We start from the raw sequence: 24,809 nt of genomic DNA, 5'->3' as shown, positions 1-24,809 counted from the left end.
CGGCACCGTCGAACCAGGAAAGGTGCCATGTCCAGCGTCTTCTCAGTGCGGTCGGGAGCCCGGAAGGGCCGGATCCGGCTGGCGTGGCTGCTCGCCGCCGCGGTCGTGACCGCGGCGGTCGTTCCGGCGACCCTGCACCTTCGTTCTGCCGGTGCGGCCAACTACCCCGGCCCGGGTGCGGTCTCGGGCAACATCGCGGTGCACGACCCGACCATGGTGAAGGGGCCGGACGGCACCTACCTGATGGCGGCCACGGCCCCCGGCATCGCGCTGCGCACCTCCACCGACCGCACCAAGTTCACCTACACCGGGCTGGCCTTCCCCAACGGTGCCTCCTGGACGGACGAGTACACCGGCCAGTCGAACGCCAACCTGTGGGCGCCGGACCTCTCGTACCGCAACGGCAAGTTCTACCTGTACTACTCGGCCTCGTCGTTCGGGAAGAACAAGTCGGCGATCTTCCTGGCCACCAGCACCACCGGCAAGCCCGGCAGCTGGACCAACCAGGGCAAGATCTACTCCACCACGACCAGCAGCAACCACAACGCGATCGACCCGAACCTGATCGTCGACCGGCAGGGCAAGTGGTGGCTCTCGCTCGGCTCGTTCTGGACCGGGATCAAGATGATCGAGCTGAACCCGACCACGGGCAAGCGGATCTCGAGCAGCTCCACGGTGCACAGCCTGGCCTCCCGCACCGGGAGCACGGCGATCGAGGCGCCGGCCATCATCTACCACGCCGGCTACTACTACCTGTTCACCTCGTGGGACAACTGCTGCAAGGGCAAGGACAGCACCTACAAGATCATGGTCGGCCGCTCCAAGACCATCACCGGCCCGTACAAGGACCGGCCGGGCAAGCTGCTCACCGCCGGCGGGGGCACCCAGATCCTGGGCACGCACGGCAGCATCGTCGGCCCGGGCGGGCAGTCGCTGATCCAGGACGGTGACGGCGACGTGCTCGTGTACCACTACTACGACGGCGCCGACAACGGTGTGGCCAAGCTCGGGATCAACCGGCTGACCTGGGACTCCTCGAACTGGCCGGTGGTGAGCTGATCTGACGGACCGGCTCAGCGCACGTCCAGTTTCACCGTCTCGCCGGCCAGTTTCAGGTTCAGGGTGTCCGGTTCCTCGTCGGCCGGGATGAGGAACTGCAGCTCGACCGTGCGGGTCTTGCCCGCGGCCACCTCGACGGCGTCGTCGGTGCGACTGTCGTAGGAGCGGGCCAGGTCGGTGCGCAGGGACTGGTCGGCACCCGGCACGGGCACGGGGCGGTCGGAGGTGTTCTGCACCTTCACCGCCACCGTGGCCACCTGCTGGTCGGTCTTGGCCTTGAGGTCGGAGACCTTGGCCTCGGCCGGTACCGAGACCACGAGAGTGACGGCGGTCGAGGCCGGGCCCTGGGTCAGCCGGCCCTCGACCGTCGCCTCCTCGCCCAGTTCGGTGGCTGGCACCAGAAAGGCCGGCAGCTTGCCGTAGTGCAGGGCGATCGCCCCGGCGAAGAGCAGACCCGCGACAGCCAGCGCCGAGAACACAGCGGGCCAGCTGCCGCGTGGGTCAGGGGGTTTCTGGGACGAACCGGACCGGCGCTTGCCGTTGTCGTCCGCCATGTCTCCCCTTCGTCTACGCCGCTGTGGCACCTCGGGCGAGCATCGGGCCCAGCGAGCCGGAGTTCAAGCCCAGTCCCAGAACCGGCGGTGCACGTTGACCGCCCACTCCTCGATCGTGGCCGTGTCGGCCCGCTGCGGCAGGGGAGTGCGGCCGGACTCCAGCGCCTGCACCACCTCGGCCGCCACCGCGTCGATCTCGTCCAGCACGGTCTGCAGCTCTTTCACCTGCCCGGACTTCACCTCCAGCACCCGCTGCCGCTCGGCCTCGGGCATCGGCAGGGTCAGTCGGCCGTGCTGCGCCAGTTCACGGCCCTGCATGGCCAGGCGGAGGGCGTGCGAGGCGTACTTCGTGTCGTATCCGTACCGTTCCACCAGCTCAGGACGGTTCGGCACCTTCCGCCCGCCGTTGACCAGGGCCTTGCGCTGGGCCTGCATGAACCCCAGGACGCGGGTGGTCGCGGCCTGCGAAAGGAAGGACTGCCGCAGGGCCCGCAGTTCGTGCCCCAGTTCGTTGCAGAACAGCAGATCCGGTTCGGGCGCGAAGAGCGGCAGCAGCGCGGTGGGGTTGCCCTTCACCGCCAGCCGCAGGTATTTCCGCAGGCTGTACATGACCAGGTCGGTGTCACCCGGCCCGGACCGGGCTCCCTCGGCCTGGGAACGGGCCACGTAGCTGTCACGGGTGTAGCCCAGCCCGAGCAGCCAGCGGGCAGGCTCGACGAACACGCCCATCTCGTCGTGGTCGTCGGTGCCGGCGATGGCGATGCCGTGCAGCCCGGAGCCCACCGTGCAGCGCAGGATCTGGCCGGCCTCGGCCACCGTCCGGTCCCCGTACTCCAGCACCGGCTCGGTCAGCAGCTCCCGAACGTCCATGTCGACGACCTCCACTCCGTGCCCTGTTTTTGGGCAGTCGGACATCGTGCAACAGCGGGCCGGTCCGGCGCCACCGCAATTTTCCGTGGTGCTCGACACGGTTGGTTGCGACGCCAGTTGAGGCTTGCCTAACCTGGCGGGCGAACCAGTGGACGACGAGACGGTGCGGTGTCGCGGCAGATGAGCCGAGTGATCACGAACGAGGCGGAGCTGCGCGAGATCGTCGAGCTGCCGCATCCGGACATCGCTTCCAAGGCGGTGGGCCGGATCGACCCCGAGTCCCGGCGCTTCATCGAGCTCAGCCCGTTCTTCCTGCTGGCCACCACCGCCGAGGACGGAACCTGCGACGTCTCACCGCGCGGTGACCCGGCCGGGAACGTGCTGGTGCTGGACGAGAAGACGATCGCCTTCGGCGACCGGCGGGGGAATCGTCGCCTGGACAGTCTGCGCAACATCCTGCAGTCGCCCCGGGTGGGCATGCTGTTCGTGGTGCCCGGGATCAGCGACACCATCCGGGTGAACGGCCGGGCCCGGATCGTGGCCGACGCGCCCTACCTGGACCGGATGACGGTGAAGGGATCCGCGCCCCACCTGAGCGTGGAGGTGGCGGTGGAGGAGCTGTTCTCGCACTGCAGCAAGGCTTTCGTGCGCTCGAGCCTCTGGGACGCCGCCACCTGGCCCAGCCGCCGGGACGTGCCGACCGGCGGGCAGATCGCCAAGAGCCAGCGCGAGCTCGAGGTCGAGGCGAAGCTGATCGACGACATGCTCGCGCTGGACGCCCAGCACGGCCTCTACTGAGCTCAGCGGGCGAGGTTCTGGTCGAGGAACGCGCGTACTGTCTCGAAAGTCGGGGCGGGCTGGTCGGTGCGGGTGAGGTTGCCGCCCTCGGTGGTGTGGACGACCACTTGCGGGGTGGGGGCGGAGCCGGTCAGGTAGGCATCGGTGTGCCCGGCGTCCTGCACCAGGCTGAAAGTGGCTGGGGCACCGGCGTCGTGGTAGGCGCCGAACAGGATCTGCGACTGGTTGAAGGGCACCAGGAGGTCGGCCGTGCCGTGGGTGATCCAGATGGGCGGGGCCTCGGCGGTGACGTAGGTGGCCGGGTTCGCGCGGCGGGTGGCCTTGGGGCGGGTCTGGATCGGGAAACCCATGAGCTGCGACTCGGGCGACGAGCCCGGATTGTGCTTCTGGCCCTCGGGAAGCCGGTGCTTGTCCATGGCCAGGAAGTTGGTCGGGCCGAAGAGGTCGACGACGGCCTGGACCTCGCTGGACTCCCCGGGATTGCCCAGATCGCCCTCGAGGAAGGCGTTCCCGGCCGAGACCCCGGCCATGACCGCGCCCCACGCGCCGCTGCTCGTGCCCATGGTGGCGAAACGTTGCTTGTCCAGGCCGTATTCGTCGGCGTGGGCGCGTAGCCAGCGGATCGCTGCCTTCACGTCGTGCACCTGGGCCGGGAACTTGGCCTGGGCGGAGCTGCGCACGTTCAGGCCGACCACGGCGTAGCCGTGCTGGGCCCAGAGGCCGGCCAGGTTCTCGGCGCCGACGGTGCCGCTCAGGTCGGAGGTGGTGGACTTGGTGTCGTCGCTGCCGAAGGCCGAGCCGGCCTGGAAAAGCACGACCGGGAAGGGGCCTTGGACGCCGGTGGGCACGTAGAGGTCGAGAAGGTGCGCCCGGCCCACCGCCTCGGCGTAGGCCAGATCGGCGTGCTTGATGTGGCCCGGCTCACTCGAAGGAGTGCTGGTGGCCGGAGGCGTGGACTCGGCGCGCGAGGTTCCGGCGCAGGCGGTCAACCCCGCCAGGGCCAGTGCTGCCAGTCCGGCTCGTCGGGTGAGGCCTTGGCCAGAGGTCGGACGCCGGCGGGGTGCGGGGAAGGGCATGGCCTCACCCTAGGTTCGACCCGCCTCATGCGGGAACACCTGCCCGCCTGGTGGAGGACGTGGCCTCGATCGCGTTCCGGTGGCGCCCGGACGGCGAGCTCATTCGGGCCAAACCGTCCTCGGCGACAAGTGATCTGGCGGAATCTGCCGCGACCGGTAGCGTGACCGTTGCACCACGGTGGGTGGTGAATCGCGCCGGGCGTGCCCTCCGTCCCGGTTTCCACCAGGATAGGCGTGTGAAGTTGGTACCCCTCTCGACCCGCATCCGTAAGCTGGCCCGAACGCGGCTCGGCCTGGCCAAACTGCGCCCCGGGCAGCTCGAGGCAGTCAAGGCCCTGGCGAACGGCCGGGACGTGATGGTCGTGATGCCCACCGGGGCGGGTAAGTCGGCGGTGTACCAGCTGGCCGGTCTGCTGCTGGACGGGCCGACCGTGGTGGTCTCGCCGCTGATCGCCCTGCAGCGCGACCAGCTGGCCAACCTGGCCCGGCACGGTGAGGACGCGGGGCTCGGCGCGGTGGCGGTGAACTCGGCGCAGAGCCGGGGCCGCACCGACGAGGCCTGGGAGTCACTGACCACGGGCGATGCGGAGTTCGTGTTCCTTGCCCCGGAGCAGCTGGCCAACCAGGAAGTCCTGGAAAGGCTGGCCGAGCTGAAGGTCTCGCTGCTGGCGGTGGACGAGGCGCACTGCGTGTCGGCCTGGGGGCACGACTTCCGGCCCGACTACCTGCGCATCGGTGACGTGGTGGAGACGCTCGGGCGGCCGCGGGTGGTCGCCCTCACCGCCACCGCGGCCCCGCCGGTGCGGGCGGAGATCGCCGAACGGCTGCGGATGAACGATCCGGTGCAGCTGGTCACCGGTTTCGACCGGCCCAACCTGGAGCTGGAGGTCCGGCGGTTCGTCGAGGCCCGGCACAAGGAGAAGGCCGTGGTCGAGCGGGTGGCCGAGCTGAAGGGCAGCGGGCTGGTCTACACCGCCACCCGGCGTTCCACCGAGGAGTACGCGGAGGCGCTGCGGGCCGAGGGCCGCAGCGCCCGGGCCTACCACGCCGGGCTGAAGGTGGCCGAGCGCGAGGAGGTGCACCAGGCGTTCCTGGCCGGTGAGGTCGAGGTGGTGGTGGCCACCAACGCGTTCGGGATGGGGATCAACAAGGCGGACGTGCGGTTCGTCCTGCACGCCGACGTGCCCGACTCGATCGACTCCTACTACCAGGAGATCGGCCGGGCCGGCCGTGACGGAGACCCGGCGCTGGCCTGCCTCTACTACCGCCCCGAAGACCTGTCGCTGCGCAACTTCTTCGCCTCCGGCGGCCCCGACGAGGACACGTTGACGCAGGTGGCCGGGGCGGTGCGCAAGCACACCAAGAAGGAGGGCCCGGTGCCGGTGGGGGAGCTGCGCGAGCAGCTGGACCTCACCCACACCAAGCTCACCAACGCGGTGAACCTGCTCGAGCAGGCCGGGGCCGTACAGGTGCAGGACGACGCGCTGGCCTACACGGACGTGAGCGTCCCGGCGGCCGCCGCGGTGGCCGCCGCGGCCGAGGTGGATGCCGAGCACACCCGGATGGACAAGTCCCGGGTGGAGATGATGCGCGGTTTCGCTGAGACCACCGGGTGCCGGCGGGAGTTCCTGCTCGGCTACTTCGGTGAGGAGCTGGACACCGGGGACGAGCCGGGCTGCGGCAACTGCGACACCTGCAAGTCGGGTCTGGTGGCCGAGCAGGAGGCCGAGGCCGAGGATCTGCCGCCGGAGATCGCGGCGGTGCGCTTCGACACCAACGAACGCGTCCGGCACCGGGAGTGGGGACCCGGGGTGGTGATGCGCGACGAGGCCGACCGGATCACCGTGCTGTTCGAGCAGGTGGGATACCGCACGCTGGCCCTGGCCGCGATCGCCGCGGACGCGACGCTGCTGGTCCGCGAGGCGTAGCGGGGTTGTCCACAGGCGGGAAACGGGGTCGCGCCGAACCGATAGAGTCGGATCCATGGGAAGCCCGAAATCTGCCGTCGACGGTCTCGAAGCCCGCTGGGGCGAGACCTGGGAGCGCGAAGGTACGTACCGGTTCGACCGGACCCGTGAGCGCTCCGAGATCTACTCCATCGACACCCCGCCGCCGACCGTATCGGGCTCCCTGCACGTCGGTCACGTCTTCAGCTACACCCAGACCGACACGATCGCCCGGTTCCAGCGCATGTGCGGCCGCGAGGTCTTCTACCCGATGGGGTGGGACGACAACGGTCTGCCCACCGAGCGCCGGGTGGAGAACTTCTACGGCGTGCGGTGCGACCCGTCGGTGCCCTACGTCGAGGACTTCACGCCCCCGGCCAAGGTCCCGTCCAAGCGGCAGGACTTCGTGGCGGTCGGCCGGCGCAACTTCGTCGAGCTGTGCGAGCAGCTCACCGCCACCGACGAGAAGGTGTTCGAGCAGCTCTGGCGCACGCTCGGGCTCTCGGTCGACTGGTCGCTGACCTACTCCACGGTCTCGCAGTACTCGCAGAAGATCAGCCAGCGAGCCTTCCTGAAGAACTTCGAGCGCGGCGAGGCGTACTCCTCCGAGGCGCCCAGCCTGTGGGACACCACGTTCCAGACGGCGGTGGCCCAGGCCGAGCTGGAAGACCGCGACCGTCCGGCGGCCTACCACGACCTGCGTTTCCACTCTGTCTCGGGCGCCTCCGGCGACGGGGTGACCATCTCCACCACCCGGCCGGAGCTGCTCGCGGCCTGTGTCGCGCTGGTCGCCCACCCGGACGACGAGCGGTACCAGCCGCTGTTCGGCACCACCGTCACCACCCCGGTCTTCGGGGTCGAGGTGCCGATCGTGGCGCACCGGCTGGCGCAGCCCGACAAGGGCACCGGCATCGCCATGATCTGTACGTTCGGTGACCTGACCGACGTCATCTGGTGGCGTGAGCTGGATCTGCCCACCCGGCCGATCATCACCAAGGTCGGCCGCGTCACCTCCGACACCCCGGCCTGGCTCGCCACCGAGGCCGGCCGCGAGGCGTTCGCCCAGATCGCCGGCAAGTCGGTCTTCGCGGCCCAGCAGGCCACCGTGGAGATGCTGAGGTCCTCCGGCGACCTGCTGGCCGACCCCAGGCCGATCACCCACCCGGTCAAGTTCTTCGAGAAGGGTGACCGGCCGCTGGAGATCGTCACCAGCCGGCAGTGGTACATCCGCAACGGTGGCCGTTCCGAGCAGGTCCGCAACGACCTGATCGCCCGCGGCAAAGACCTGCACTGGACGCCGGAGCACATGCGGCACCGGTACGAGAACTGGGTCGAGGGCCTGAACGGCGACTGGCTGGTCTCCCGTCAGCGCTTCTTCGGTGTGCCGATCCCGCTGTGGTACGCGCTCGACGCCGACGGCGAACCGCAGTACGACAAGCCGATCGTCCCGGACGACGCGCAGCTGCCGGTCGACCCGCAGTCGCACGTGCCGGCCGGTTACACCGCCGAACAGCGCGACCAGCCGGGCGGTTTCACCGGCGACCCGGACGTGATGGACACCTGGGCCACCTCCTCGCTGACCCCGCAGATCGTCACCGGGTGGAGCGAGGACGAGGACCTGCACGCCCGCACCTTCCCGATGGACCTGCGTCCGCAGGGCCACGACATCATCCGCACCTGGCTGTTCTCGACCGTGGTGCGCAGCCACTACGAGCACGGCAGCCTGCCCTGGACGCACACCAACCTGTCCGGCTGGATCCTCGACCCGGACCGCAAGAAGATGTCCAAGTCCAAGGGCAACGTGGTGGTGCCGTCCGACCTGCTGGAACAGCACGGCGCCGACGCGGTGCGGTACTGGGCCACCAGCGCCCGCCTGGGCGTGGACACGGCGTTCGACCCGGGCCAGATGAAGATCGGCCGGCGGCTGGCGCTGAAGATCGTCAACGCCTCCAAGTTCGCGCTGGGCTTCGGCTCGGCCGAGGGCGCGGGGGCCGAGGGCGCGATCACCGAGCCGGTCGACGAGGCCCTGCTGGCCCAGCTGATCACCCTGGTCGAGCAGGCCACCGCGGCGTTCGAGGGCTACGACTACTCGCGGGCGCTCAAGCTCACCGAGGAGTTCTTCTGGCAGTTCTGCGACGACTACCTGGAGCTGGTGAAGGACCGCGCCTACGGTGAGGGCGCCGGGGCCGTCTCGGCCCAGACGGCGCTGCGCACCGCGGTCTCGGTGCTGCTGCGGCTGTTCGCGCCGTTCCTGCCCTACGTCACCGAAGAGGCCTGGTCGATGGCCTCGACCGAGTCCGGGCAGCGGCTGCCGGGCTTCGGCGCCGGCTCGATCCACCGGTCCAGCTGGCCCGCCCCGGTCGAGATCCGTGACCTGCTGAAGGGCTCGGACGAACCGGCCGCCGGCGAGCTGTCGGTGCTGGCGGTCGCGGCCGACGTGCTGCGTCAGATCCGCAAGACCAAGTCCGACGCCAAGAAGTCGGTGCGCGCCGAGGTCGAGAAGGTCGTGGTGTCCGACACCGCCGCCCGGATCACGGCCGTGCAGGCGGTCATCGGTGACCTGCGGGCTGCGGGCACGGTGGCCGAGCTGGTCACGGTGGCGGTCGACGAGGCCGACGCCAAGGTGGAGGTCACGCTGCGCGAGACGGAGCCGACCGCGAGCTGACGCTCGGGCGAGGCTGGACGGTCGGCCCAGCCCGATCAGCACAGCCCGGTCGACGCAGCCCGGTCGTCGCAGGCGGCACTCATCCCTTCCGGGGGCTTGGGTGCCGCCTGCGTCGTTCCGGGCTAGTCTCGGACACCAATGGACGCACGCGAGGGCACCGGGACAACGGGCAGGGATGCCCGCGTCGGCTCGGGCGAGGCCGGCTCGGATCAGGCTGGCTCGGGCGTGAGCGCTGCGGGTCAGGCTGGCTCGGGCGAGAGCGCTGCGGGCCAGGTCGGCTCGGGTCAGGCTGGTTCGGGTGAGGTCGGCTCGGGACAGGTCCGCTCGGGTCAGGTCGGCTCGGGCGAGGCAGGCTCGGGTCAGGTCGGCTCGGGTCAGGCGGGCTCGGGCGAGGACGCTGCGGGACAGGCCGATACGAGCGAGGCCGGCTCCAGCATGCCCCGCTCGTCCCAGCCAGGCCCGGACGACCTGGACGGCCTGCCCAATGTCGACGAGGAAGGCGAGACGGCCCCCGACATCGACCCCGCTCCGGACATCGACGTGCCCGGGGTGGACGAGGACGAAGACCCGGCCACCCGCATCTGGTTCCTCACTCCCTCCGAACGCGGCAACCCCTCGTCCACCATTGACCGCATTCCCCGCGACGACGGCCGCGGCTGGGTGGCCGGCAACCAGGTGCGTCCACTCGTCCATGGTGCCAACTACTTTCGCCGACTTTACGAGGAGCTGACCGCCCTCCGGCGCGGCGATCGTCTCTACTTCACCGACTGGCGGGGCGACCGCGACGAGAAGCTGCTGGAGGACGGGCCGACCATCGGTGAGGTGCTCACCGGCCTGGCCCGCGACGGGGTGGACGTGCGCGGCCTGCTCTGGCGCTCGCACTCGGACAGCTTCGCGTTCAGTGCCCAGCAGAACCAGCGGCTGGGCACCGAGATCAACCTGGCCGGTGGGGAGGTGCTGCTGGACCAGCGGGTCCGGCGGTTCGGGGCGCATCACCAGAAGCTCTTCGTGATCCGGCACCAGGGAGAGCCCGAACGGGACGTGGCCTTCGTCGGGGGGATCGACCTGTGCTACTCCCGGCGCGACGACGCCGAGCATCGCGGCGACCCGCAGCAGGCCCCGATGGACAAGCGCTATCAGGGGCGGGCGCCGTGGCACGATGCCGCTCTGGAGCTGCGAGGGCCGATTGTCGGCGACCTGCTGCGTACATTCATCGAGCGCTGGGACGATCCGACGCCGCTGGACCGGCGTACGCCCTACCGGATGCTGATCCAGCGTCGAGCCCACATGCCGCGTCACCCTAGGAAGCTGCCCGAGACGTTTCCGGATCCGCAGCCCAGCGGGCGTCATGCGGTGCAGTTGCTGCGTACCTATGGCGCGAAGCGTCCTCGCTACCCCTTCGCCGAGAACGGTGAGCGCAGTGTGGCCCGGGCCTACGAGAAGGCCTTCAAGCAGGCGCAGAGCCTGATCTACGTCGAGGACCAGTACCTCTGGTCGCGGGTGGTGGCCGAGGGCATTGCCGATGCCCTGCGGCGGGCCCCGGAGTTGCGGGTGATCGCGGTGGTGCCGCGCTATCCCGACCAGAACAACCCGCCCAACCGGCTGGGGCAGCTCGACGCCATCAAGACCCTGAAAGAAGCCGCACCGGAGCGGTTCGCGGTGTACGACCTGGAGAACCCGCAGGGCGTGCCGATCTATGTGCACGCCAAGATCTGTGTGGTCGACGACGTCTGGATGACCTGCGGTTCGGACAATTTCAACCGTCGCTCGTGGACCAACGACAGCGAACTCACCTGCGCGGTGCTGGATCCGGAGCACGACCCGCGCGAGCCCACCGCGCTGGGGGCCCGCCGGCTGCCGCGCGATCTGCGGCTCTCGCTGTGGGCCGAGCACCTGGGCGTTCCGGAGGACGATCCCCGCCTGCTCGACCCCGTCACGGCCTTCGACCTGTGGAAGAGCACGGCCCGCGCCCTGGACGACTGGCATGCCCAGGGGCAGACCGGGGAGCGGCCGAAAGGTCATGCCCGGCAGCACGATCCGGAGCCGATCGGCCGTCTGGCCCGGCTCTGGGCGACGCCGGTGTACCGCATGATCTACGACCCGGACGACCGTCCCCGCCGACTGCGTCCGAAGGTGAAGTTCTAGGGCGCGGTCTGCCGGTGGACCGCCTGGCTGAGCGCCTCGAGGATCGGCAGTTGCCCCTTGACCAGCTTGGTCGCTGCGGTCCGGAGGTCGAACCAGGCGGCCCGGTCCATCTCGGGGAACCACTGCATCTGGCCCGAGCCACGCGGCCACTCCATCTCGAACAGGTTGCTGGAGAACGTGCTGACGTCGTGCTCGCCGTGCACCGCAAAGGTGGTGATCACCTTGCCGCTGGACTGCTTGGTGTCACCGAGCTCCAGGTAGGGACCCTCCGGGGCGGGGGACCCCATCTCTTCCTGGAACTCCCGCAGCGCCGCGGTCAGCGCGTCCTCGCCCGGCTCGAACAGGCCCTTGGGGATCGACCAGGCGTGGTCCTCCTTGTGCGCCCACAACGGCCCGCCCATGTGCGCGATCAGCACCTCGAGATCGCCGTCGTGGTCGAACCGGTAGACCAGCATTGCTGCGCTTCTCGTCGCCACGGGCGCCATCATGCCCCACTCACCGCGTACCAGACCCCCTGGGAGATCGGCCGGTAGCCCAGACGCTCGTACAGGGGCAGGCCCATCTTGGTCGCCACCAGCCCGGATGCCATCTCGGGGCGGGAGGCCAGGATCGCCGTCATCAGCGCGGCCCCGAGCCCGCCACCGCGGTGAGCCGGCAGCGTGGCCAGCCAGTACACGCCCAGTAGTGCGCCGTCGTCGTAACTCACCGCCGCCGCTGCGGGCACTCCGTCACGCCGCGCCAGCCAGGTGCGCCACCCCGGGTTGCTCAGCACGGCCTTGGGCAGGAACCCGCCCGGCTGCCAGGGCTGCACCTCGGGGCGGGGGAAGCCCTCGACGATGACCTGCTCGGCCTGTTCCAGCTCGTCGGGCGTGGTGGCGATGGTCACGTCGACCCCGGGCCGCTTCACGACCTCGACCGGCTCGGCGGTGCGCAGCATGACGGGGTAGACGAACGGAGTCACGCCTTCGGGCACCACGACCCCGCCGACGCCGAACGAGTCCTCGACCATGTTCCGGCGCCCGAGGGCAGGTAGTTCGAAGAGTTCGGCGATACGTGCGGGCGACAGCGGGCGGCGGGCCACGACCTGGCCGCCGCCGGGGGCGTGCCGGGAGAACACGTCCTGGTCGTTGGGCAGGCCGCCGGTGGGCAGGTCCATGGCTCTCCAGCGGCCCTGGTTGTTGGCGTTGAACAGGTGGATCCCGGTGTCGCTCATGTAGTGCATCATCGACGCCGTGGGATCGAAGGAAGCAGGCCGGGGTCAGGTGCGTCGTCTGGATGCCCTCCTGCGGCGGACGGTGGCGCAGGGTGCGGCGGAGATCACGGCCGATCCGGAGCGGCCGGAGTCGTTCACCCTGCTGGTGGAGGGCACCGCCCAGTCGCACGTCGACCTGGCCGACCCCACCCGCCTGGAGTTCGAGTACATGCGCTGGCTCGGCTTCCTGATCGACCTGGCCGCCGAGCCCGGCCGGCCGCTGAACGTGCTGCACCTGGGCGGGGGCGCCTGGACCCTGCCGCGCTACATCGCGCACACCCGTCCCGGCTCCCGGCAGCGGGTGGTGGAGATCGACGAGCCGCTGATCGAGTTCGTCCGCGAGCACCTGCCGCTGCCGAAGAACTCCGGCGTGCGGGTGCGGGCCGGAGACGCCCGGGAGGTGCTCACCGGGCTCACCGAGGACAGCGTCGACCTGATGATCGTGGACGTGTTCAGCGGCGCCCGGATCCCCGCCCACCTGACCTCGGCCGAGTTCGTCGAGCAGGCCGCGCGGGTGCTGCGGCCGGGTGGGATCTACGCGGCGAACCTGGCCGACGGGCCCGGGCTGCACTTCGCCCGGGCGCAGGTGGCCACTGCCCAGACGGTGTTCGCCGAGACCACGATCGTGGCCCAGCCGCCGGTGCTGCGCGGCCGCCGGTTCGGGAACCTGGTGCTGGCCGCGAGCACCGGGCCGCTGCCCCTGCGAGGGCTGGCCCGGCGCACCGCCTCGGACGTGTTCGCCGCGCGGGTGCTGGCGGGCACCGACCTGGAGAACTTCGTGGCCGGTGCCCAGCCGGTGAACGATGCGCAGGCGCAGCAGTCACCGGAACCTCCGGACGGACTCTTCAAGGGCTAGAGCGGCTGCCAGTCGGGCCGGTTGGCCCAGATGTCGTCGTAGTACTCGCGCAGCTGCAGCCGGCCGGCGGCCGGTTCGTCGAGCAGAACCGTTGCGTGCCGGTGCAGTTGGACGATGGACGCGGGGCAGACGGCCGAGAGCGGACCCTCCACGGCGTGCGCCACGGCTTCCGCCTTGCCTTCACCGCTGGCCAGCATGAGCAGGTGCCGGCTGCGCCCGATGGTGCCCAGCCCCTGGGTGAGGACGTGCCGGGGCACCTCGTCGAGCGAGCTGAAGAACCGCGCATTGTCCTGCCGGGTGCGGGCGTTCAGCGTCTTCGGCCGGGTGAGTGAGGTGAGGGCGGAACCCGGCTCGTTGAACGCGATGTGCCCGTTCGAGCCGATCCCGGCGATCTGCACGTCGATACCGCCCGCGTCGATGATCGCCTGCTCGTAGCGGGCGCATTCGGCGACCGGGTCGGCGGCGGCGCCGTTCGGCCCCTGAACCGCTGCCGGCGGGATGTCCAGCCGGTCGGTGACCTCGCGCTGGATCACCGCCGCATAGCGTTCCGGGTGATCTTCGGGCAGGCCCACGTACTCGTCGAGCATGAAGGCCCGGGCGTGCGCGAAGCTCAGGCCCGCTTCCTTGTGCCGGCGGGTGAGCTCCTGGTAGAGCGGTTGCGGGGTGGAGCCGGTGGCCAGGCCGATCACCGGCTCGGCGCCGGTGCGCAACAGGGTCTCGATGATGTCGGCCGCCAGGGCGGCGGTCTCGGTGGCAGTAGGTAGGACAATGACTTCCATCAGCCCAGCAGTCCTTCGGTCCATTCCGGCGCGGGTGCGAAATACCAGTCGTAGACCAGGTTCCCCTCGACCAGGGTGGCCACGGGGAACTGGTCGTCATTGAGCAGAACCAGGTCGGCGACGCTGCCGGGCCGGATCCGGCCCAGATCGTCGCGACCGAGCAGGGCCGCCGGCACGGTGGTGGCGGCGGGCAGTACCTCACCGAGCTCGCGCCCGGTGAAAGTAGCGAGCAGGCGCAGACACTGGTCGAGCGAGACGGCGCTACCGGCCAGGGTCGTGCCGTCGTCGGCCAGGCGGACCGAGCCGTTGCGGATGATCACCCGGCGGGAGCCGAGCCGGGCCTCGCCGTCGGGCTGGCCCAGGGCTGCGGTGGTGTCGCTGACGGCCAGGAAACGCTGGGAGCCGAGTGCGTTCCAGGTCAGCGACACCGTGCGCGGATGAACGTGCAGGCCGTCGACGATGACCCCGGCCACCAGACCGCCCCCGTCGAGCACGGCCCCGGCCGGCCCGGGCTGCTGATGGTGAAACGGGGTCATGGCGTTGTACAGGTGAGTCACCGCGCGGGCGCCCGCCGCTGCCCCGGCCTCGAACTGCTCGAGCGTGGCGGCAGTGTGGCCCATCGAGACCAGCACGCCCCGATCGGCCAGCTCACGGATCACTTCGAGGGCGCCGGGCAGTTCGGGCGCGAGAGTGGCCATCAGAACGCCCGACTCGGGATCCCAGCCCTCGATCAGGTCGAGGCTGGGAGAGCGCAGGAAGCGCTCGTCGTGGGCGCCCTTGCCGGCCGGGGCGAGCATCGGGCCCTCGAAGTGCAGGCCCAGGGGGCGCGCGCCGGCGGGAACCGCATCGGGGCGGCCGTCGGCCAGTACCTCCATGGCCCTCAACCGCGTACGGACGTCGGTGGTCACCAAAGTGGGAAGGAACGAGGTGACGCCGTAGCGGGGGAGGGCGGCCGCGACCCGCCACAGGCCTTCCGGATCGGCGGTGATGTCCACCCCGGCGGCGCCGTTGACCTGCAGATCGATCAGACCGGGGACGAGGGTCAGGCCGGTTGCGTCGAGGACCTCACCGGAGTGGGTCACGGGTGAGGAGACCGGACCGACCGAGACCACCCGGCCCTCGGCGAGCACCACATCGGCTCGCCGGCTCTGCCCGGTGACCGGGTCGAGCACCGAGGCTCCGGTGACGGCGGCGACCCGGGTGCCGCTCACGGCGACACCACCCGCGCTACCGCCGGGCTGTTCATGCGGGAAGGTCCCCGGCGAGCACACCCGGCACCAGCTCTGCGTCGGGGTCGATCTGCGACAGCGGCGGGTCGATCGCCAGCAGGGCGGCGCCGATCGCCGCGACCGGCTGGTCACGCGGCACCACGGTGAGCCGGGCGGCCAGGTCGAGACCCCGCAGGAAGTCCGATCCGGCCGCCTGCCGGTCGAGGGCCTTGGCCACGGCGTGCCGCAGCGGCTCACCGATCTCGGCCACGCCGCCACCCAGCACGATCAGGTCGACATCGACCGTGAGGGCCAGCATGCGCACCCCGGCGGCCAGCGAGTCGGCCACCTCGTCGCGCAGCGCCCGCGCCGCCAGGTCACCGGCGGCGGCCGCGTCGAACAGGTCCTGTCCGGAGGGCAGGTCGCTGCCCTCGCGGGTGCTCCAGCGGGCGGCGATGGCGCTGCCCGAGGCCACCGACTCCAGGCAGCCGCGCTGACCGCAGCTGCACAGCGGGCCGGCCGAGTCGACCGGGATGTGCCCGATCTCGCCGGCCGCGTTGTGCGGCCCGCGGCGCAGTTCGCCGTTGAGCACGATGCCCGCCGCGATGCCGGTGCCGATGCTGAGGTAGGCCATGTCCACCCGGCCCAGCCGCAGGTGCGAGGCCGCGCCCAGGGCCGCCGCGTTGACGTCGTTCTCGACCACCACGGGCAGGTCGAGCCGCCGGCCCAGGAGCTCGGCCAGGGCCAGCCCGCCGGGGCCCACGCCCAGGTTGACCGCGTGGGTGATGCGACCACGGGCCGCGTCGACCAGCCCGGGGATACCGATGCCGACGCCGCTGAACAGCTGCCGCGGCAGGGCCGGAGCACCGTTGTCGAGGCGGCCGTCGGGGTCGGCGTCGAGCCGGCCGTCGAACCGGGCGGCCAGCTTGCGGGCCAGCGCGGTGAGCGCCCGGGCGGCGGTGTCGACCACCCCCTCGGGGCCCAGGCCGGTGTTCAGCCGGACCGACTCGACCACCCGGGCCCGCCCGTCCGGGGTCCCGGTGTCGACCGCGACGGCCAGCACCTTGGAACCGCCGATGTCGAGCCCGGCCAGCAACTTGCGTTCGATCACCGTGGGCCAAGCCTTTCCGCGGCTGCTCGCAGACTCACCGATGATCCTCCGTACGTCCATACCGCCACCGCGCCGGGCAACCCGGTGGGTTCACCCTCAGCATTCACGACCGGCCACCCGGTCTCGACCGTGACCAGATCCGGGCGTGCCCCGGCGATCCGCGCCAACCGGTCTGCCACCCACGTGTGCCGATGAGCATCCCGCACCAGTGCGACCAGGGGCCTGCCCTCCGCCTCGGCCAGGACCGACTCCAGATCGTCGGCCGGGGACAGAGAACGCTTCACCGCTCCCTCGAGCGGCAGCGTCCACGGTACCTCACCCGCGGCGATTCCCGGCGTGACGTGAAACTCAAGTAGCAGAGCGTGTTTCAGCACCGGAAGTTCGTCCGGAGCGCGCAGGAACAGGGCTCTGCGAGCGGCCTCCAGGTCGGCCTCCCCGTCCTGGTACCCGCCCCCACCCGAGTCTCCGTTCCCGGAGACAGGCCCACGAGCGTCCTCAATCGGCGGTTCAGGCGCCAGAGAACCCGACTGCACCGCCCTGACCAGGGCATCCACCCGTCCGGCCGCGTCCGCGAGCCGTTCGGCCGGAAGCCGGCCGTCCGCGACCGCGGCCACGATGTCGTCCACGATCCAGCTCACGATGGGTTCCATCTGGCCGGGCTCGCGCTCGGGGCCGATGCACAGCAGGTCGGCTCCGGCCGCCAGGGCCGCCACCGCCGCCCGCCCGGTGCCCCCGTAGGGCCGGGCCACGCCCACCATGTCGAGGGCGTCGGTGACGATCACCCCTTCGAAACCCATGTCTTCACGAAGGATCCCGAGAACCGCGGGACTCGTCGTGGCCGGGTTCACCGGATCGACCGCGGCCAGCACCACGTGCGACGTCATCACCGCGGGCACCCCGGCGGCCACCGCCGTCGCGAAGGGGGCCAGTTCGCGCTTACGTGCCGTCTCTTCGTCGATGTCCAGCCGGGGCATCGACAGGTGCGAATCCTCCACCGTGGCACCGTGTCCCGGGAAGTGCTTGATGCACGAGGCGACCCCGGCCGAGTGCAGCCCGGAAGCGAAGGCGACCACGTGCCGTCCCGCCAGCTCCGGAGTCGCCCCGAAGCTGCGCACCCCGATCACCGGGTTGTCGGGCTCGCAGTTGACGTCGGCCACCGGTCCCAGATCCAGGCCGATCCCGATGTCCCGCAAGCGTTTACCGATACCGGCGCCGACCGCCCGGGTGAGCGCCACGTCGTTCACCGCTCCGAGCACCGCGTGCCCGGCCGTACGGCTGCCGCTGCGAGCGTCCAGGCGGGTCACGTCCCCGCCCTCCTCGTCCAGGGTGACCAGACAGCCGTCCGGAGAACTCTTGTGGATCTCCTGCACCAGGTGCCGGGCCTGATCGTCGGAACCGGTCAGGTTGGTCCCGAACAGGCACACCGAGCCCAGGCCCTGGGCGATCCTCTCCTGCATCCACCCCGGCAGCGTGGTGCCGTGGAACGACGGCATGAGGACGCGGTGGGCCTGTCGTACGACCTGTTCTTCGGTGCTGCTCATCCCTTGACCGCCCCTGCCACGAGCCCCTCGGTCATCCGTCCCTGCACGATCATGAAGAACACGATGACCGGAATCGCCATCAGCGTCGAACCGGCCATCACGCCGCCCCAGTCGGTGCCCTTGGCGCCCTCGTTGAACGTCTGCAGCCACACCGGCAGGGTCTGGTTCTCCGGCTTGTTCATCAGCACCAGGGCGAAGGTGAACTCGTTCCAGGCCTGGATGAAGGCGAACGTGCCGGTGGCCACCAGCCCCGGCGCCATCAGCGGGAACGTGACCTTGGTGAAGGCCTGGAAGCGACTGCAGCCGTCGACCATGGCCGCCTCCTCCAGCTCCAGCGGCACCCCGGCGACGAACCCGCGCAGCGTCCAGATCGTGAACGGCAGCACCACCACCAGGTACACCAGGGTCAGGCCGAACACGGTGTTCACCAGCTGCCAGCCGTCCAGCACCTTGAACAGCGAGATCACCATGGCCTCGGCCGGGATCATCTGCACCACCAGCACGGCCACGATGAAGCTGGTGCGGCCGCGGAACCGGAAGCGGCTCACCGCCACGGCCGCCAGCAGAGCGAACACGATCGCCACGACCACGGTGATCAGCGTGACGGTCAGGCTGTTGCGCAGGGCGCTGACGAAGTCACCCTGGTCGAACGCCTTGCGGTAGTTGCCCAGGGTCGCGTTCCAGGGCAGGAAGTTCGGGGTGTCGCTCTGGATGTCCACACCGCGCTGGAACGAGGTGTTGATCATCCAGTACACCGGGAACATGGCGACCAGGACCACGACGACGGCGGCGAGGTTGGCGGCCAGGTCTCCGGGCTTGCGCCGGCGCTTGTTGGCTCGAACGACGGACGTCGGTGCCGCCTCGGGCGGCCGGCTCACCTTGGGTGGGCTGGTGAGGCTCACAGCTCCTCCTGACGGGTGATCTGGCGCAGGTAGAACACGGTGAACAGCAGAGTGATCAGGAGCATCACCACGGCCACGGCGGCGCCCACGTCGAACTTGTTCTCGCCGAAGGCCAGCCGGTACGCGTACACCCCGAGCACATTGGTGTCGCGGGCGATGCCGCCGGCCTTCTGCAGCACGTAGAACTGGGTGAACACGCGCAGGTCCCAGAGCACCGACAGGGCGGTGAGGATCAGGATCACCGGGCGCAGGAAGGGCAGGATCACGTAGCGGAAGCGCTGCCAGACCCCGGCGCCGTCGAGCTCCGCGGCCTCCAGCACCTCACCGGGCACCTGGGTCAGGCCGGCGTAGAGGGTGAAGGCGACGAACGGGATGCCCATCCAGACCACGATGATCAGCGCGACGCCGAAGAACGACCAGGGGTTGCTCAGCCAGGAATGGCCGTGGAAGTCGCCGCCGAACTGCGAGAGCAGCCAGTTGACCAGACCGTAGCGGGTGTCGAAGAGCCACTGCCAGACCACCGTGGCCGACAGCGGGGGCATGGCCCAGGCGAACAGCAGCGAGACGATCAGGGCCATCCGCAGCACCCGGCCCACCCGGCGGGTGAGCAGGGCCACCAGCATGCCCAGCACCATGGTGAGAACGACTGCGGTGGCGCAGAATCCGATGGTCCGGGCGAGCACCACCCAGAACTGCTGATCCTTGAAGATGCCGGTGTAGTTGTCCAGGCCGACCCAGTCCGGCGGGGCGCCGAACTGCTGCTTGAGGCCGAACTTCTGCATCGACAGCACGAACAGCCGGCCGAACGGGTAACCCAGCACCAGAACCAGCACCAGGGTGGCCGGCAGCAGCAGGCCGTAGGGCAGAGCTCGTACGGCCAGCTTCTTGGGGGGTGCCCCCGGCACAGGCTTTTCGGCCTGTGCCGGGGTCATCGGGGGGAGAGTGGTCATGGTGCTTACTGGTTCAGGGCCGAGGCGATGGCTTCGTCGGCGGTCTTGGCCTCGGCGGCCACGTCCTTGCCCTGGGCGATCGCGACCAGCATGTCCGGCAGCACGGAACCGGCCTCGACACCGGCCCAGTTCTCGCTGGCCGGGGTGAAGCGGGTGTTCTCGGCCGCCTTGGCCTGGGCCTCCGCGGCCTCGTCGCCGGTGACCTGACCCAGCAGCGACTTCTTCACCGGCAGCAGGCCGAGGTCGGCCAGCTTGGTCTGGTAGCCCTCACTGGCCATGATCTTGAGCAGGCTGTAGGCGAGCTCCGGGTTCGCCGACTTGGCCGAGATGGCCAGGTTGGAGCCACCCAGGAAGGCCGGGGCGGTGGTGCCCGGCGCCTTGCCCGGCAGGGCGAACGCGCCGATGTTCTTCTCCATCTTGGGGCAGCCGTCGTCCTCGTTCAGGATCTGGCCGACCTTCCAGCCCGGGCCCATCAGCATGCCGATCTTGCCCTTGCAGAAGTCCAGGTAGTCCTTGGCCTCGTCGGCGTCCTTGGGCGCCGCGGACGCCTCGTCCATGATCTTCTTGACCGTGGTCAGGCCGGCCACCGACTGCGGGCTGGACAGCTTGCCCACCCACGCGTCGCCCTCCTTGACCGCGATGTCGCCACCCTCGTCCCAGATGAAGGGCAGTGCGGCGTACCAGTACTTGCCCGGGTAGTAGATCCCGGAGAAGTCGGCCTCGGCGGCGTTCTCCTGCTTGAGCTTGATCCCGGCGTCCACGAACTCCTGGGTGGAGGTGGGGATCTCCAGGCCGGCCTTCTCGAACAGGTCCTTGCGGTAGACCACGATCCGGGCGCCGCCGTAGTAGGGCACGCCGTAGAACTTGCCGTCGTAGCTGCCCGACTCGACCAGGCTCTGCACCAGGTCGTCGCCGCCGAGCTCGGCCTTCTTGTCGGAGATGTCGTACAGCGCGCCGGCGGCCTCGAAGGCCTGCGCCTGGGTGTTGCCCAGCTCCACCACGTCCGGGCTGTCGCTGCTGGACAGCGAGGTGGTCAGCTTCTCCACGATGCCGGTCCACTGCTGCCGCTCGAACTCCAGCTTGGAGCCGGGGTTCGCCTTCTCGAACTCGGCCTTGGCGTAGTCGACCAGCTCCTGCGGGGTGTCCTCGCCGTTCAGCCACAGCCGGACGGTGCCGGTCTTGGCCTCGCCTTCGTTGCTGCCGCCGGACGTGTCGTCGCTGTCCCCACCACAGGCGGACAGGGCGAGGGCGGTGGCGATGCCCACCGCGGCCAGAGCACGGATCTTCACGGGGTTCCTCCGTTGGAACGAGAGCGAAAATGGGTGTGCGGGATCTACGGAACGGCTTCGTGCCGTTCCGTTTCGGTGCTGGTTCGGTTCTTGCGGCTGGTTCGGGTTTTTCGGCTGGAGCGGTCTTTCGGAGTGCCTGATCTCTAGGAGACGCCGAGTTCGCCGGACAGAACGAGGACGGCCGAGCCGAGCAGGATGCTGTTCTCGTGGAGCGTGGACAACCGGATCTCGAGGGCCTGCCCGACCACCGGCAGCACGCGCCGCCGGATCGCCGTGCGGGCCGCATCGAGGAGAGCGCCGCCGAGCAGGTCCGGCGGGCCGGTGAGCACGACCTCGCCGAGGTCGAGCGTGCTGATCACCGGGGCGAGCGCGATCCCGAGGCTGGTCCCGGCCTGAGCCAGCACCTCCTGCTTCTCGGGATCGGGCAGACCGGCGAGTCTTTCGCGGAGATGGGTGACCGACAGCAGGCGCTCCAGGCAGCCGGAGCGGCCGCAGGCGCAGGGCAGCCCGGGCTCTTCGACGATCAGGTGCCCGATCTCACCGGCGGCGAACCGGTCGCCGCGCACCAGAGCCCCGTCGAGCAGGATCCCGGCGCCCACACCCATCCCCACCGTGAGGACGAGAACGCCACTGGCCCGGTTGTTCTCGTTGGTTCCAGTCGCAGCCTCGGTCTCGGAGGCGCCGAAGCTGTGTTCGGCCAGGGCGGCGGCGTTCGCGTCGTTGGCCACGTGCACCGGCCGTTCCAGGGCCTTGCTGAGCACCTCGGCCAGGGGCATGCCCGCCCAGCCGAGGTTGGGGGCGCTGACCACGGTGCCGTGATGGTCCACCACGCCGGGGCTGCCGACCCCGATGCCGAGCACCGGGCGCTCGGCCAGTTCGGTGAGTTCGCGGGCCAGTTCGGTGACGGCGGTGGCCGCCGCCTCGCCGGTGCGGCCCTCGCGCGGCACCTGGCGGGTGACCAGGATGTTGCCGGCCAGGTCGAGCACCGCGCCGCGGAAGAACACGTCGGGGGAGAGGTCGAGGCTGACGATGTGCGCCGCTGCGGGCTCGAAACCCACCAGCGTGGCCGGTTTCCCGACCCGGGCGGTGCCGGCCCGGGTGCCCAGCTCGACCGCCAGCCCTTCCGTGATCAGCTCGCTGACCAGGGCGCCGATCGTCACCGGGGTGAGGGACGTGACCCGCGCCAGGTCGGCCCGGCTCTGCGGGCCGTCGCTGTACAGCGACTGCAGGACCAGGGACCGGTTGTAGACGCGGGCCTGGCCAGGCATGACCTTGGTGGTCGGGCGGAGGGCCCTCCCGGGGGTGGCTGGCATTTTTTTAGTGAAGCGTCTTTATAAAACGCCGTCAAGGCCTGAAGCGCCTGGTTCTGGTCTTGTTCCCCGGTCGTGTCCGCTGACCGTGTTCGCTGGTCGTGTCCGCTGGTCTTGTTCTCGGGTCTTGTTCTCGGGTTGTGTCCGAGGATATGCCTGCGGCCCGCGACCGTCTGGTCGCGGGCCGCTCGGCTCCTGCCTGGTGCTGGGGCTGGTGCTGGGGCTCGGATCAGGCCAGGGCGGCCTTCACGGCTTCTTCCAGCGAACGGGTGGGCCGACCGAGCAGACGGGACAGGTCGCCGGTGCCCACGTGCAGTTCACCGTCGCGGATGCCGCGGTCGCAGTCGGCCAGGATCTCGTCCAACGGGGCGGGCAGGCCGATGCTGCTCAGCACCTGCCGGAACTCGTCGGTGGGCAGGTCGTTGTAGGCCACCTCACGGCCGGACTGACGGCTGATCTCGGCGGCCAGCTCGGACAGTGTGAACGACTCGTCGCCACCCATCTCGTAGACCTCGCCCCCCTCGGCGTTCAGCAGCGCCTCGACGTCGGCCTCGGCCAGGTCGGCCCGGCTCGCCCCGCTGACCCGGCCGCCACCGGCGGCGCCCGCGATCGAGCCGCGCTCGAGGTAGCCGGGGATCTGTGCGGTGTAGACCTCCAGGTACCAGCCGTGGCGCAGCAGCACCACGGGCAGGCCCGAGGCCTTGAGTGCGGCCTCGGTGGCCAGGTGGTCGGAGGCCAGCTTCATGGTGGTGGTGCCGGCGTTGGCGATGCTGGTGTAGGCGATCAGGCCCACGTTCGCGGCCTTGGCGGCGTCGATCACGTTCTTGTGCTGCGGGATGCGGCGGCCGGGCTCGCTGGCCGAGATGAAGAGCACCTTGTCGGCGCCCCGGAAGGCCTCGGCCAGGGTGTCCGGCCGGTCGTAGTCGATCACCTTGAGCTGGATACCGGTGTCGGCCAGGTCGGCGAGCTTGGACAGGTCCCGTCCGCCGGCCACGATCTCCCCGGCCGGGACGCCCTTGCGGAGCAGGGCCTCGAGGGCGAGACGGCCGAGCTGGCCGGTGGCGGCGGTGACGACGATGGTCATGGGAGTTCCTTCCGGTGGTGCTGCGGTCTGCTTGCCTGATGGTCAAGGCCAGCCTGGCCAGGAGACTTCCCAGTCGAAAGTACCCACTTTCAGGTAAGGTACTGTCCGGCTGGAAAGTATCCAGCGTGATGGGGTGAAGCAGATGACGGTCGGGCTCAAGCAGATCTTCGCCGGCGGCGCCCTCGCGCAGGACTGTCCCAGTCGGGTGGTGCTCGACCACGTGACCAGCAAGTGGGGTGTGCTGGTGGTGATCGCCCTGGACGGGCGCACGCTGCGCTGGGGTGAGCTGCGCCGGGCGGTGCAGGGCATCAGCGAGAAGATGCTGGCCCAGACCTTGAAGACGTTCGAGGCCGACGGTCTCGTGGTGCGCCACGCCCGTCCGGTGATCCCGCCGCACGTGGAGTACAGCCTCACCCCGCTGGGCCAAGAACTGGTGGCGTTGTTGCAGCCCTTGCTGGTCTGGGCTGCGAACAACGCCGACACAATGCTGGCTCGCGACTGAGGCTCAGCTCAGGGCGGTTCTCACGGCCTCGGCGAGCGAGGTGGTGGGGCGGCCCAGCAGGCGGGAGAGGTCACCGGCCTCGACCAGCATCTCGCCGTCGCGTACGCCCCGGTCGGCGTCGGCCAGCAGCCCGTCCATCGGAGCCGGGATCCCGAAGCTGTTCAGCAGCTCGCGGTATTCGCCGGTCGGAAGGTCAGCGTAGGCAATGTCTTTGCCCGACTGCCGGCTCACCTCGGCCGCCAGTTCCGTGAGAGTGAACGCCTCGTCCCCGCCCATCTCGTAGATCTCGCCGCCCTGGGCGCCGAGCAGCGCCGCGATGTCGGCCTCGGCCAGGTCGGCCCGGGTGGCCGCGCTCACGCGGCCCGCGCCCGCCGAGCCCACGATCGTCCCTTGTTCGAGTGCAGTTGGGATCTGGTCGGTGTAGTTCTCGGTGTACCACGCGTGGCGGAGCAGAACCGAGGGGATGCCAGAGGTTTTCAGTGCGAGCTCGGTCGGCTTGTCCTCGTCGGCCAGTCGCACCGTGGTGCGGTCGCAGTGGGCGACGCTGGTGTAGGCGATCAGCTCCACGCCGGCGGCACGGGCCGCGTCGATCACGTTCTGGTGCTGCCGGACCCGCTGGCCGATGTCGGTGCCGGAGATGAACAGCACCCGTTCGGCGCCGGTGAAGGCTGCGGTCAGGGTCTCAGGCCGGTCGTAGTCGATCACCTTCAGATGGACGCCCTGCTCGGCGAACTGCCTGAGCAGCTCCAGGTTTCGCCCTCCGGCTACGATTTCATGGGCGGGAATGCCCTTTTTCAGCAAGGCCGGGAGTGCGAGCCGGCCGAGTTTGCCGGTGGCGCCGGTGATGACGATGGACATGGGTATTTCCTTTCGGGATGGTTGCTCGCGGGTGGGGCGGGAGTGGGGACGAGT

Annotated in this window: 22 protein-coding genes and 1 pseudogene; 7 read left to right on the top strand and 16 right to left on the bottom strand. The window is 70.1% G+C overall.

Annotated features, from left to right (window positions below; genetic code table 11):
• Positions 1-27: 27 nt before the first annotated feature.
• Positions 28-1,059 (top strand): arabinan endo-1,5-alpha-L-arabinosidase, encoded by a 1,032-nt coding sequence (locus LWF15_RS25580; protein ID WP_232813478.1) that lies wholly within the window; start codon positions 28-30, stop codon positions 1,057-1,059.
• A gap of 14 nt (positions 1,060-1,073) precedes the next feature.
• Here the strand turns inward: LWF15_RS25580 and LWF15_RS25575 are convergent, their stop codons facing one another.
• Positions 1,074-1,613, bottom strand: coding sequence for a DUF4352 domain-containing protein (locus LWF15_RS25575; protein WP_232813477.1), 540 nt, complete (start codon positions 1,611-1,613; stop codon positions 1,074-1,076).
• 63 nt (positions 1,614-1,676) lie between these two features.
• Positions 1,677-2,483: a nucleotidyltransferase domain-containing protein gene (locus LWF15_RS25570; protein ID WP_232813476.1), complete on the bottom strand. Its 807-nt coding sequence runs from the start codon at positions 2,481-2,483 to the stop codon at positions 1,677-1,679.
• A gap of 180 nt (positions 2,484-2,663) precedes the next feature.
• Here LWF15_RS25570 and LWF15_RS25565 point away from each other — a divergent pair, with 180 nt between their 5' ends.
• The gene (locus tag LWF15_RS25565) at positions 2,664-3,281 is read left to right on the top strand and encodes an MSMEG_1061 family FMN-dependent PPOX-type flavoprotein (protein ID WP_232813475.1); all 618 of its coding nucleotides are present in this window, start codon (positions 2,664-2,666) and stop codon (positions 3,279-3,281) included.
• Positions 3,282-3,283: 2 nt separating this feature from the next.
• Here LWF15_RS25565 and LWF15_RS25560 read toward each other — a convergent pair whose 3' ends face one another.
• The gene (locus LWF15_RS25560) at positions 3,284-4,357 is read right to left on the bottom strand and encodes an alpha/beta hydrolase (protein WP_232813474.1); all 1,074 of its coding nucleotides are present in this window, start codon (positions 4,355-4,357) and stop codon (positions 3,284-3,286) included.
• A 236-nt stretch (positions 4,358-4,593) separates the two neighbouring features.
• On the opposite strand from LWF15_RS25560, the gene LWF15_RS25555 reads away from it, so the two are divergent.
• Both LWF15_RS25555 and valS read left to right on the top strand, forming a co-directional pair.
• Positions 4,594-6,285 carry a RecQ family ATP-dependent DNA helicase gene (locus LWF15_RS25555; protein WP_232813473.1) on the top strand — a complete coding sequence of 564 codons (1,692 nt, stop codon included), beginning with the start codon at positions 4,594-4,596 and terminating at the stop codon, positions 6,283-6,285.
• Positions 6,286-6,340: 55 nt separating this feature from the next.
• Positions 6,341-8,968: a valine--tRNA ligase gene (gene valS, locus LWF15_RS25550; protein WP_232813472.1), complete on the top strand. Its 2,628-nt coding sequence runs from the start codon at positions 6,341-6,343 to the stop codon at positions 8,966-8,968.
• A gap of 291 nt (positions 8,969-9,259) precedes the next feature.
• Here valS and LWF15_RS38235 read toward each other — a convergent pair.
• A pseudogene (locus tag LWF15_RS38235) lies at positions 9,260-9,331 on the bottom strand (pentapeptide repeat-containing protein); the annotation flags it as partial.
• A gap of 72 nt (positions 9,332-9,403) precedes the next feature.
• On the opposite strand from LWF15_RS38235, the gene LWF15_RS37800 reads away from it, so the two are divergent.
• Entirely contained in the window at positions 9,404-11,113 is a 1,710-nt protein-coding gene (locus tag LWF15_RS37800) for a phospholipase D family protein (protein WP_408624002.1), read from the top strand.
• On the opposite strand, the gene LWF15_RS25540 is transcribed toward LWF15_RS37800, so the two are convergent.
• Positions 11,110-11,589, bottom strand: coding sequence for an NUDIX domain-containing protein (locus LWF15_RS25540; RefSeq protein WP_232813470.1), 480 nt, complete (start codon positions 11,587-11,589; stop codon positions 11,110-11,112). The genes LWF15_RS37800 and LWF15_RS25540 overlap by 4 nt on opposite strands.
• A gap of 8 nt (positions 11,590-11,597) precedes the next feature.
• Positions 11,598-12,326 (bottom strand): GNAT family N-acetyltransferase, encoded by a 729-nt coding sequence (locus LWF15_RS25535; RefSeq protein ID WP_232813469.1) that lies wholly within the window; start codon positions 12,324-12,326, stop codon positions 11,598-11,600.
• 19 nt (positions 12,327-12,345) lie between these two features.
• Here LWF15_RS25535 and LWF15_RS25530 point away from each other — a divergent pair, with 19 nt between their 5' ends.
• Positions 12,346-13,221 carry a spermidine synthase gene (locus LWF15_RS25530; protein ID WP_232813468.1) on the top strand — a complete coding sequence of 292 codons (876 nt, stop codon included), beginning with the start codon at positions 12,346-12,348 and terminating at the stop codon, positions 13,219-13,221.
• Here the strand turns inward: LWF15_RS25530 and nagB are convergent.
• The 9 genes from nagB to LWF15_RS25485 all read right to left on the bottom strand — a co-directional run bounded on the left by nagB (position 13,218) and on the right by LWF15_RS25485 (position 23,395).
• Positions 13,218-14,000: a glucosamine-6-phosphate deaminase gene (nagB, locus tag LWF15_RS25525; protein WP_232813467.1), complete on the bottom strand. Its 783-nt coding sequence runs from the start codon at positions 13,998-14,000 to the stop codon at positions 13,218-13,220. The genes LWF15_RS25530 and nagB overlap by 4 nt on opposite strands.
• Entirely contained in the window at positions 14,000-15,211 is a 1,212-nt protein-coding gene (nagA, locus tag LWF15_RS25520; RefSeq protein ID WP_232813466.1) for an N-acetylglucosamine-6-phosphate deacetylase, read from the bottom strand. Before nagA ends, nagB begins: the two co-directional genes overlap by 1 nt.
• A 31-nt stretch (positions 15,212-15,242) precedes the next feature.
• Positions 15,243-16,319: an ROK family protein gene (locus tag LWF15_RS25515; RefSeq protein WP_232813465.1), complete on the bottom strand. Its 1,077-nt coding sequence runs from the start codon at positions 16,317-16,319 to the stop codon at positions 15,243-15,245.
• Positions 16,316-17,860 (bottom strand): glycoside hydrolase family 3 N-terminal domain-containing protein, encoded by a 1,545-nt coding sequence (locus tag LWF15_RS25510; protein WP_232813464.1) that lies wholly within the window; start codon positions 17,858-17,860, stop codon positions 16,316-16,318. The genes LWF15_RS25515 and LWF15_RS25510 overlap by 4 nt, the downstream gene beginning before the upstream one ends.
• Positions 17,857-18,762 carry a carbohydrate ABC transporter permease gene (locus LWF15_RS25505; RefSeq protein ID WP_232813463.1) on the bottom strand — a complete coding sequence of 302 codons (906 nt, stop codon included), beginning with the start codon at positions 18,760-18,762 and terminating at the stop codon, positions 17,857-17,859. Before LWF15_RS25505 ends, LWF15_RS25510 begins: the two co-directional genes overlap by 4 nt.
• Positions 18,759-19,712 (bottom strand): carbohydrate ABC transporter permease, encoded by a 954-nt coding sequence (locus tag LWF15_RS25500; protein WP_232813462.1) that lies wholly within the window; start codon positions 19,710-19,712, stop codon positions 18,759-18,761. Before LWF15_RS25500 ends, LWF15_RS25505 begins: the two co-directional genes overlap by 4 nt.
• A 5-nt stretch (positions 19,713-19,717) precedes the next feature.
• Positions 19,718-21,001, bottom strand: a complete 1,284-nt coding sequence (locus LWF15_RS25495; RefSeq protein WP_232813461.1) for an extracellular solute-binding protein — start codon at positions 20,999-21,001, stop codon at positions 19,718-19,720.
• Positions 21,002-21,144: 143 nt separating this feature from the next.
• Complete coding sequence (locus tag LWF15_RS25490; protein WP_232813460.1) at positions 21,145-22,314, bottom strand: ROK family protein; 1,170 nt, start codon at positions 22,312-22,314, stop codon at positions 21,145-21,147.
• Positions 22,315-22,540: 226 nt separating this feature from the next.
• Positions 22,541-23,395 carry an SDR family oxidoreductase gene (locus LWF15_RS25485; RefSeq protein ID WP_232813459.1) on the bottom strand — a complete coding sequence of 285 codons (855 nt, stop codon included), beginning with the start codon at positions 23,393-23,395 and terminating at the stop codon, positions 22,541-22,543.
• A 142-nt stretch (positions 23,396-23,537) separates the two neighbouring features.
• Between LWF15_RS25485 and LWF15_RS25480 the strand changes: the two genes are divergently transcribed.
• On the top strand, positions 23,538-23,897 hold the full coding sequence (locus LWF15_RS25480) for a winged helix-turn-helix transcriptional regulator (RefSeq protein WP_232813497.1): 360 nt from the start codon (positions 23,538-23,540) through the stop codon (positions 23,895-23,897).
• Between the two features lie 3 nt (positions 23,898-23,900).
• Here the strand turns inward: LWF15_RS25480 and LWF15_RS25475 are convergent, their stop codons facing one another.
• Complete coding sequence (locus LWF15_RS25475) at positions 23,901-24,755, bottom strand: SDR family oxidoreductase (protein ID WP_232813458.1); 855 nt, start codon at positions 24,753-24,755, stop codon at positions 23,901-23,903.
• Positions 24,756-24,809: the final 54 nt, after the last annotated feature.

Origin of the sequence: Kineosporia rhizophila (assembly GCF_021277265.1) — a bacterium.
Lineage (GTDB): Bacteria > Actinomycetota > Actinomycetes > Actinomycetales > Kineosporiaceae > Kineosporia > Kineosporia rhizophila.
Note: the sequence above shows the minus strand (reverse complement) of the source record. Positions and strands in the feature narration are given on the sequence as shown.

What these genes read in the sequence shown, in the direction of transcription:
- LWF15_RS25535 (WP_232813469.1), bottom strand. Translation starts at nt 12,326, where the DNA reads ATGAGCGACACCGGGATCCACCTGTTCAACGCCAACAACCAGGGCCGC.
- nagB (WP_232813467.1), bottom strand. Translation starts at nt 14,000, where the DNA reads ATGGAAGTCATTGTCCTACCTACTGCCACCGAGACCGCCGCCCTGGCG.
- LWF15_RS25580 (WP_232813478.1), top strand. Translation starts at nt 28, where the DNA reads ATGTCCAGCGTCTTCTCAGTGCGGTCGGGAGCCCGGAAGGGCCGGATC.
- LWF15_RS25485 (WP_232813459.1), bottom strand. Translation starts at nt 23,395, where the DNA reads ATGACCATCGTCGTCACCGCCGCCACCGGCCAGCTCGGCCGTCTCGCC.
- LWF15_RS25475 (WP_232813458.1), bottom strand. Translation starts at nt 24,755, where the DNA reads ATGTCCATCGTCATCACCGGCGCCACCGGCAAACTCGGCCGGCTCGCA.
- valS (WP_232813472.1), top strand. Translation starts at nt 6,341, where the DNA reads ATGGGAAGCCCGAAATCTGCCGTCGACGGTCTCGAAGCCCGCTGGGGC.
- LWF15_RS25510 (WP_232813464.1), bottom strand. Translation starts at nt 17,860, where the DNA reads ATGAGCAGCACCGAAGAACAGGTCGTACGACAGGCCCACCGCGTCCTC.
- LWF15_RS25575 (WP_232813477.1), bottom strand. Translation starts at nt 1,613, where the DNA reads ATGGCGGACGACAACGGCAAGCGCCGGTCCGGTTCGTCCCAGAAACCC.
- LWF15_RS25490 (WP_232813460.1), bottom strand. Translation starts at nt 22,314, where the DNA reads ATGCCAGCCACCCCCGGGAGGGCCCTCCGCCCGACCACCAAGGTCATG.
- LWF15_RS25570 (WP_232813476.1), bottom strand. Translation starts at nt 2,483, where the DNA reads ATGGACGTTCGGGAGCTGCTGACCGAGCCGGTGCTGGAGTACGGGGAC.
- LWF15_RS25480 (WP_232813497.1), top strand. Translation starts at nt 23,538, where the DNA reads ATGACGGTCGGGCTCAAGCAGATCTTCGCCGGCGGCGCCCTCGCGCAG.
- LWF15_RS37800 (WP_408624002.1), top strand. Translation starts at nt 9,404, where the DNA reads ATGCCCCGCTCGTCCCAGCCAGGCCCGGACGACCTGGACGGCCTGCCC.
- LWF15_RS25500 (WP_232813462.1), bottom strand. Translation starts at nt 19,712, where the DNA reads ATGACCACTCTCCCCCCGATGACCCCGGCACAGGCCGAAAAGCCTGTG.
- LWF15_RS25565 (WP_232813475.1), top strand. Translation starts at nt 2,664, where the DNA reads ATGAGCCGAGTGATCACGAACGAGGCGGAGCTGCGCGAGATCGTCGAG.
- LWF15_RS25560 (WP_232813474.1), bottom strand. Translation starts at nt 4,357, where the DNA reads ATGCCCTTCCCCGCACCCCGCCGGCGTCCGACCTCTGGCCAAGGCCTC.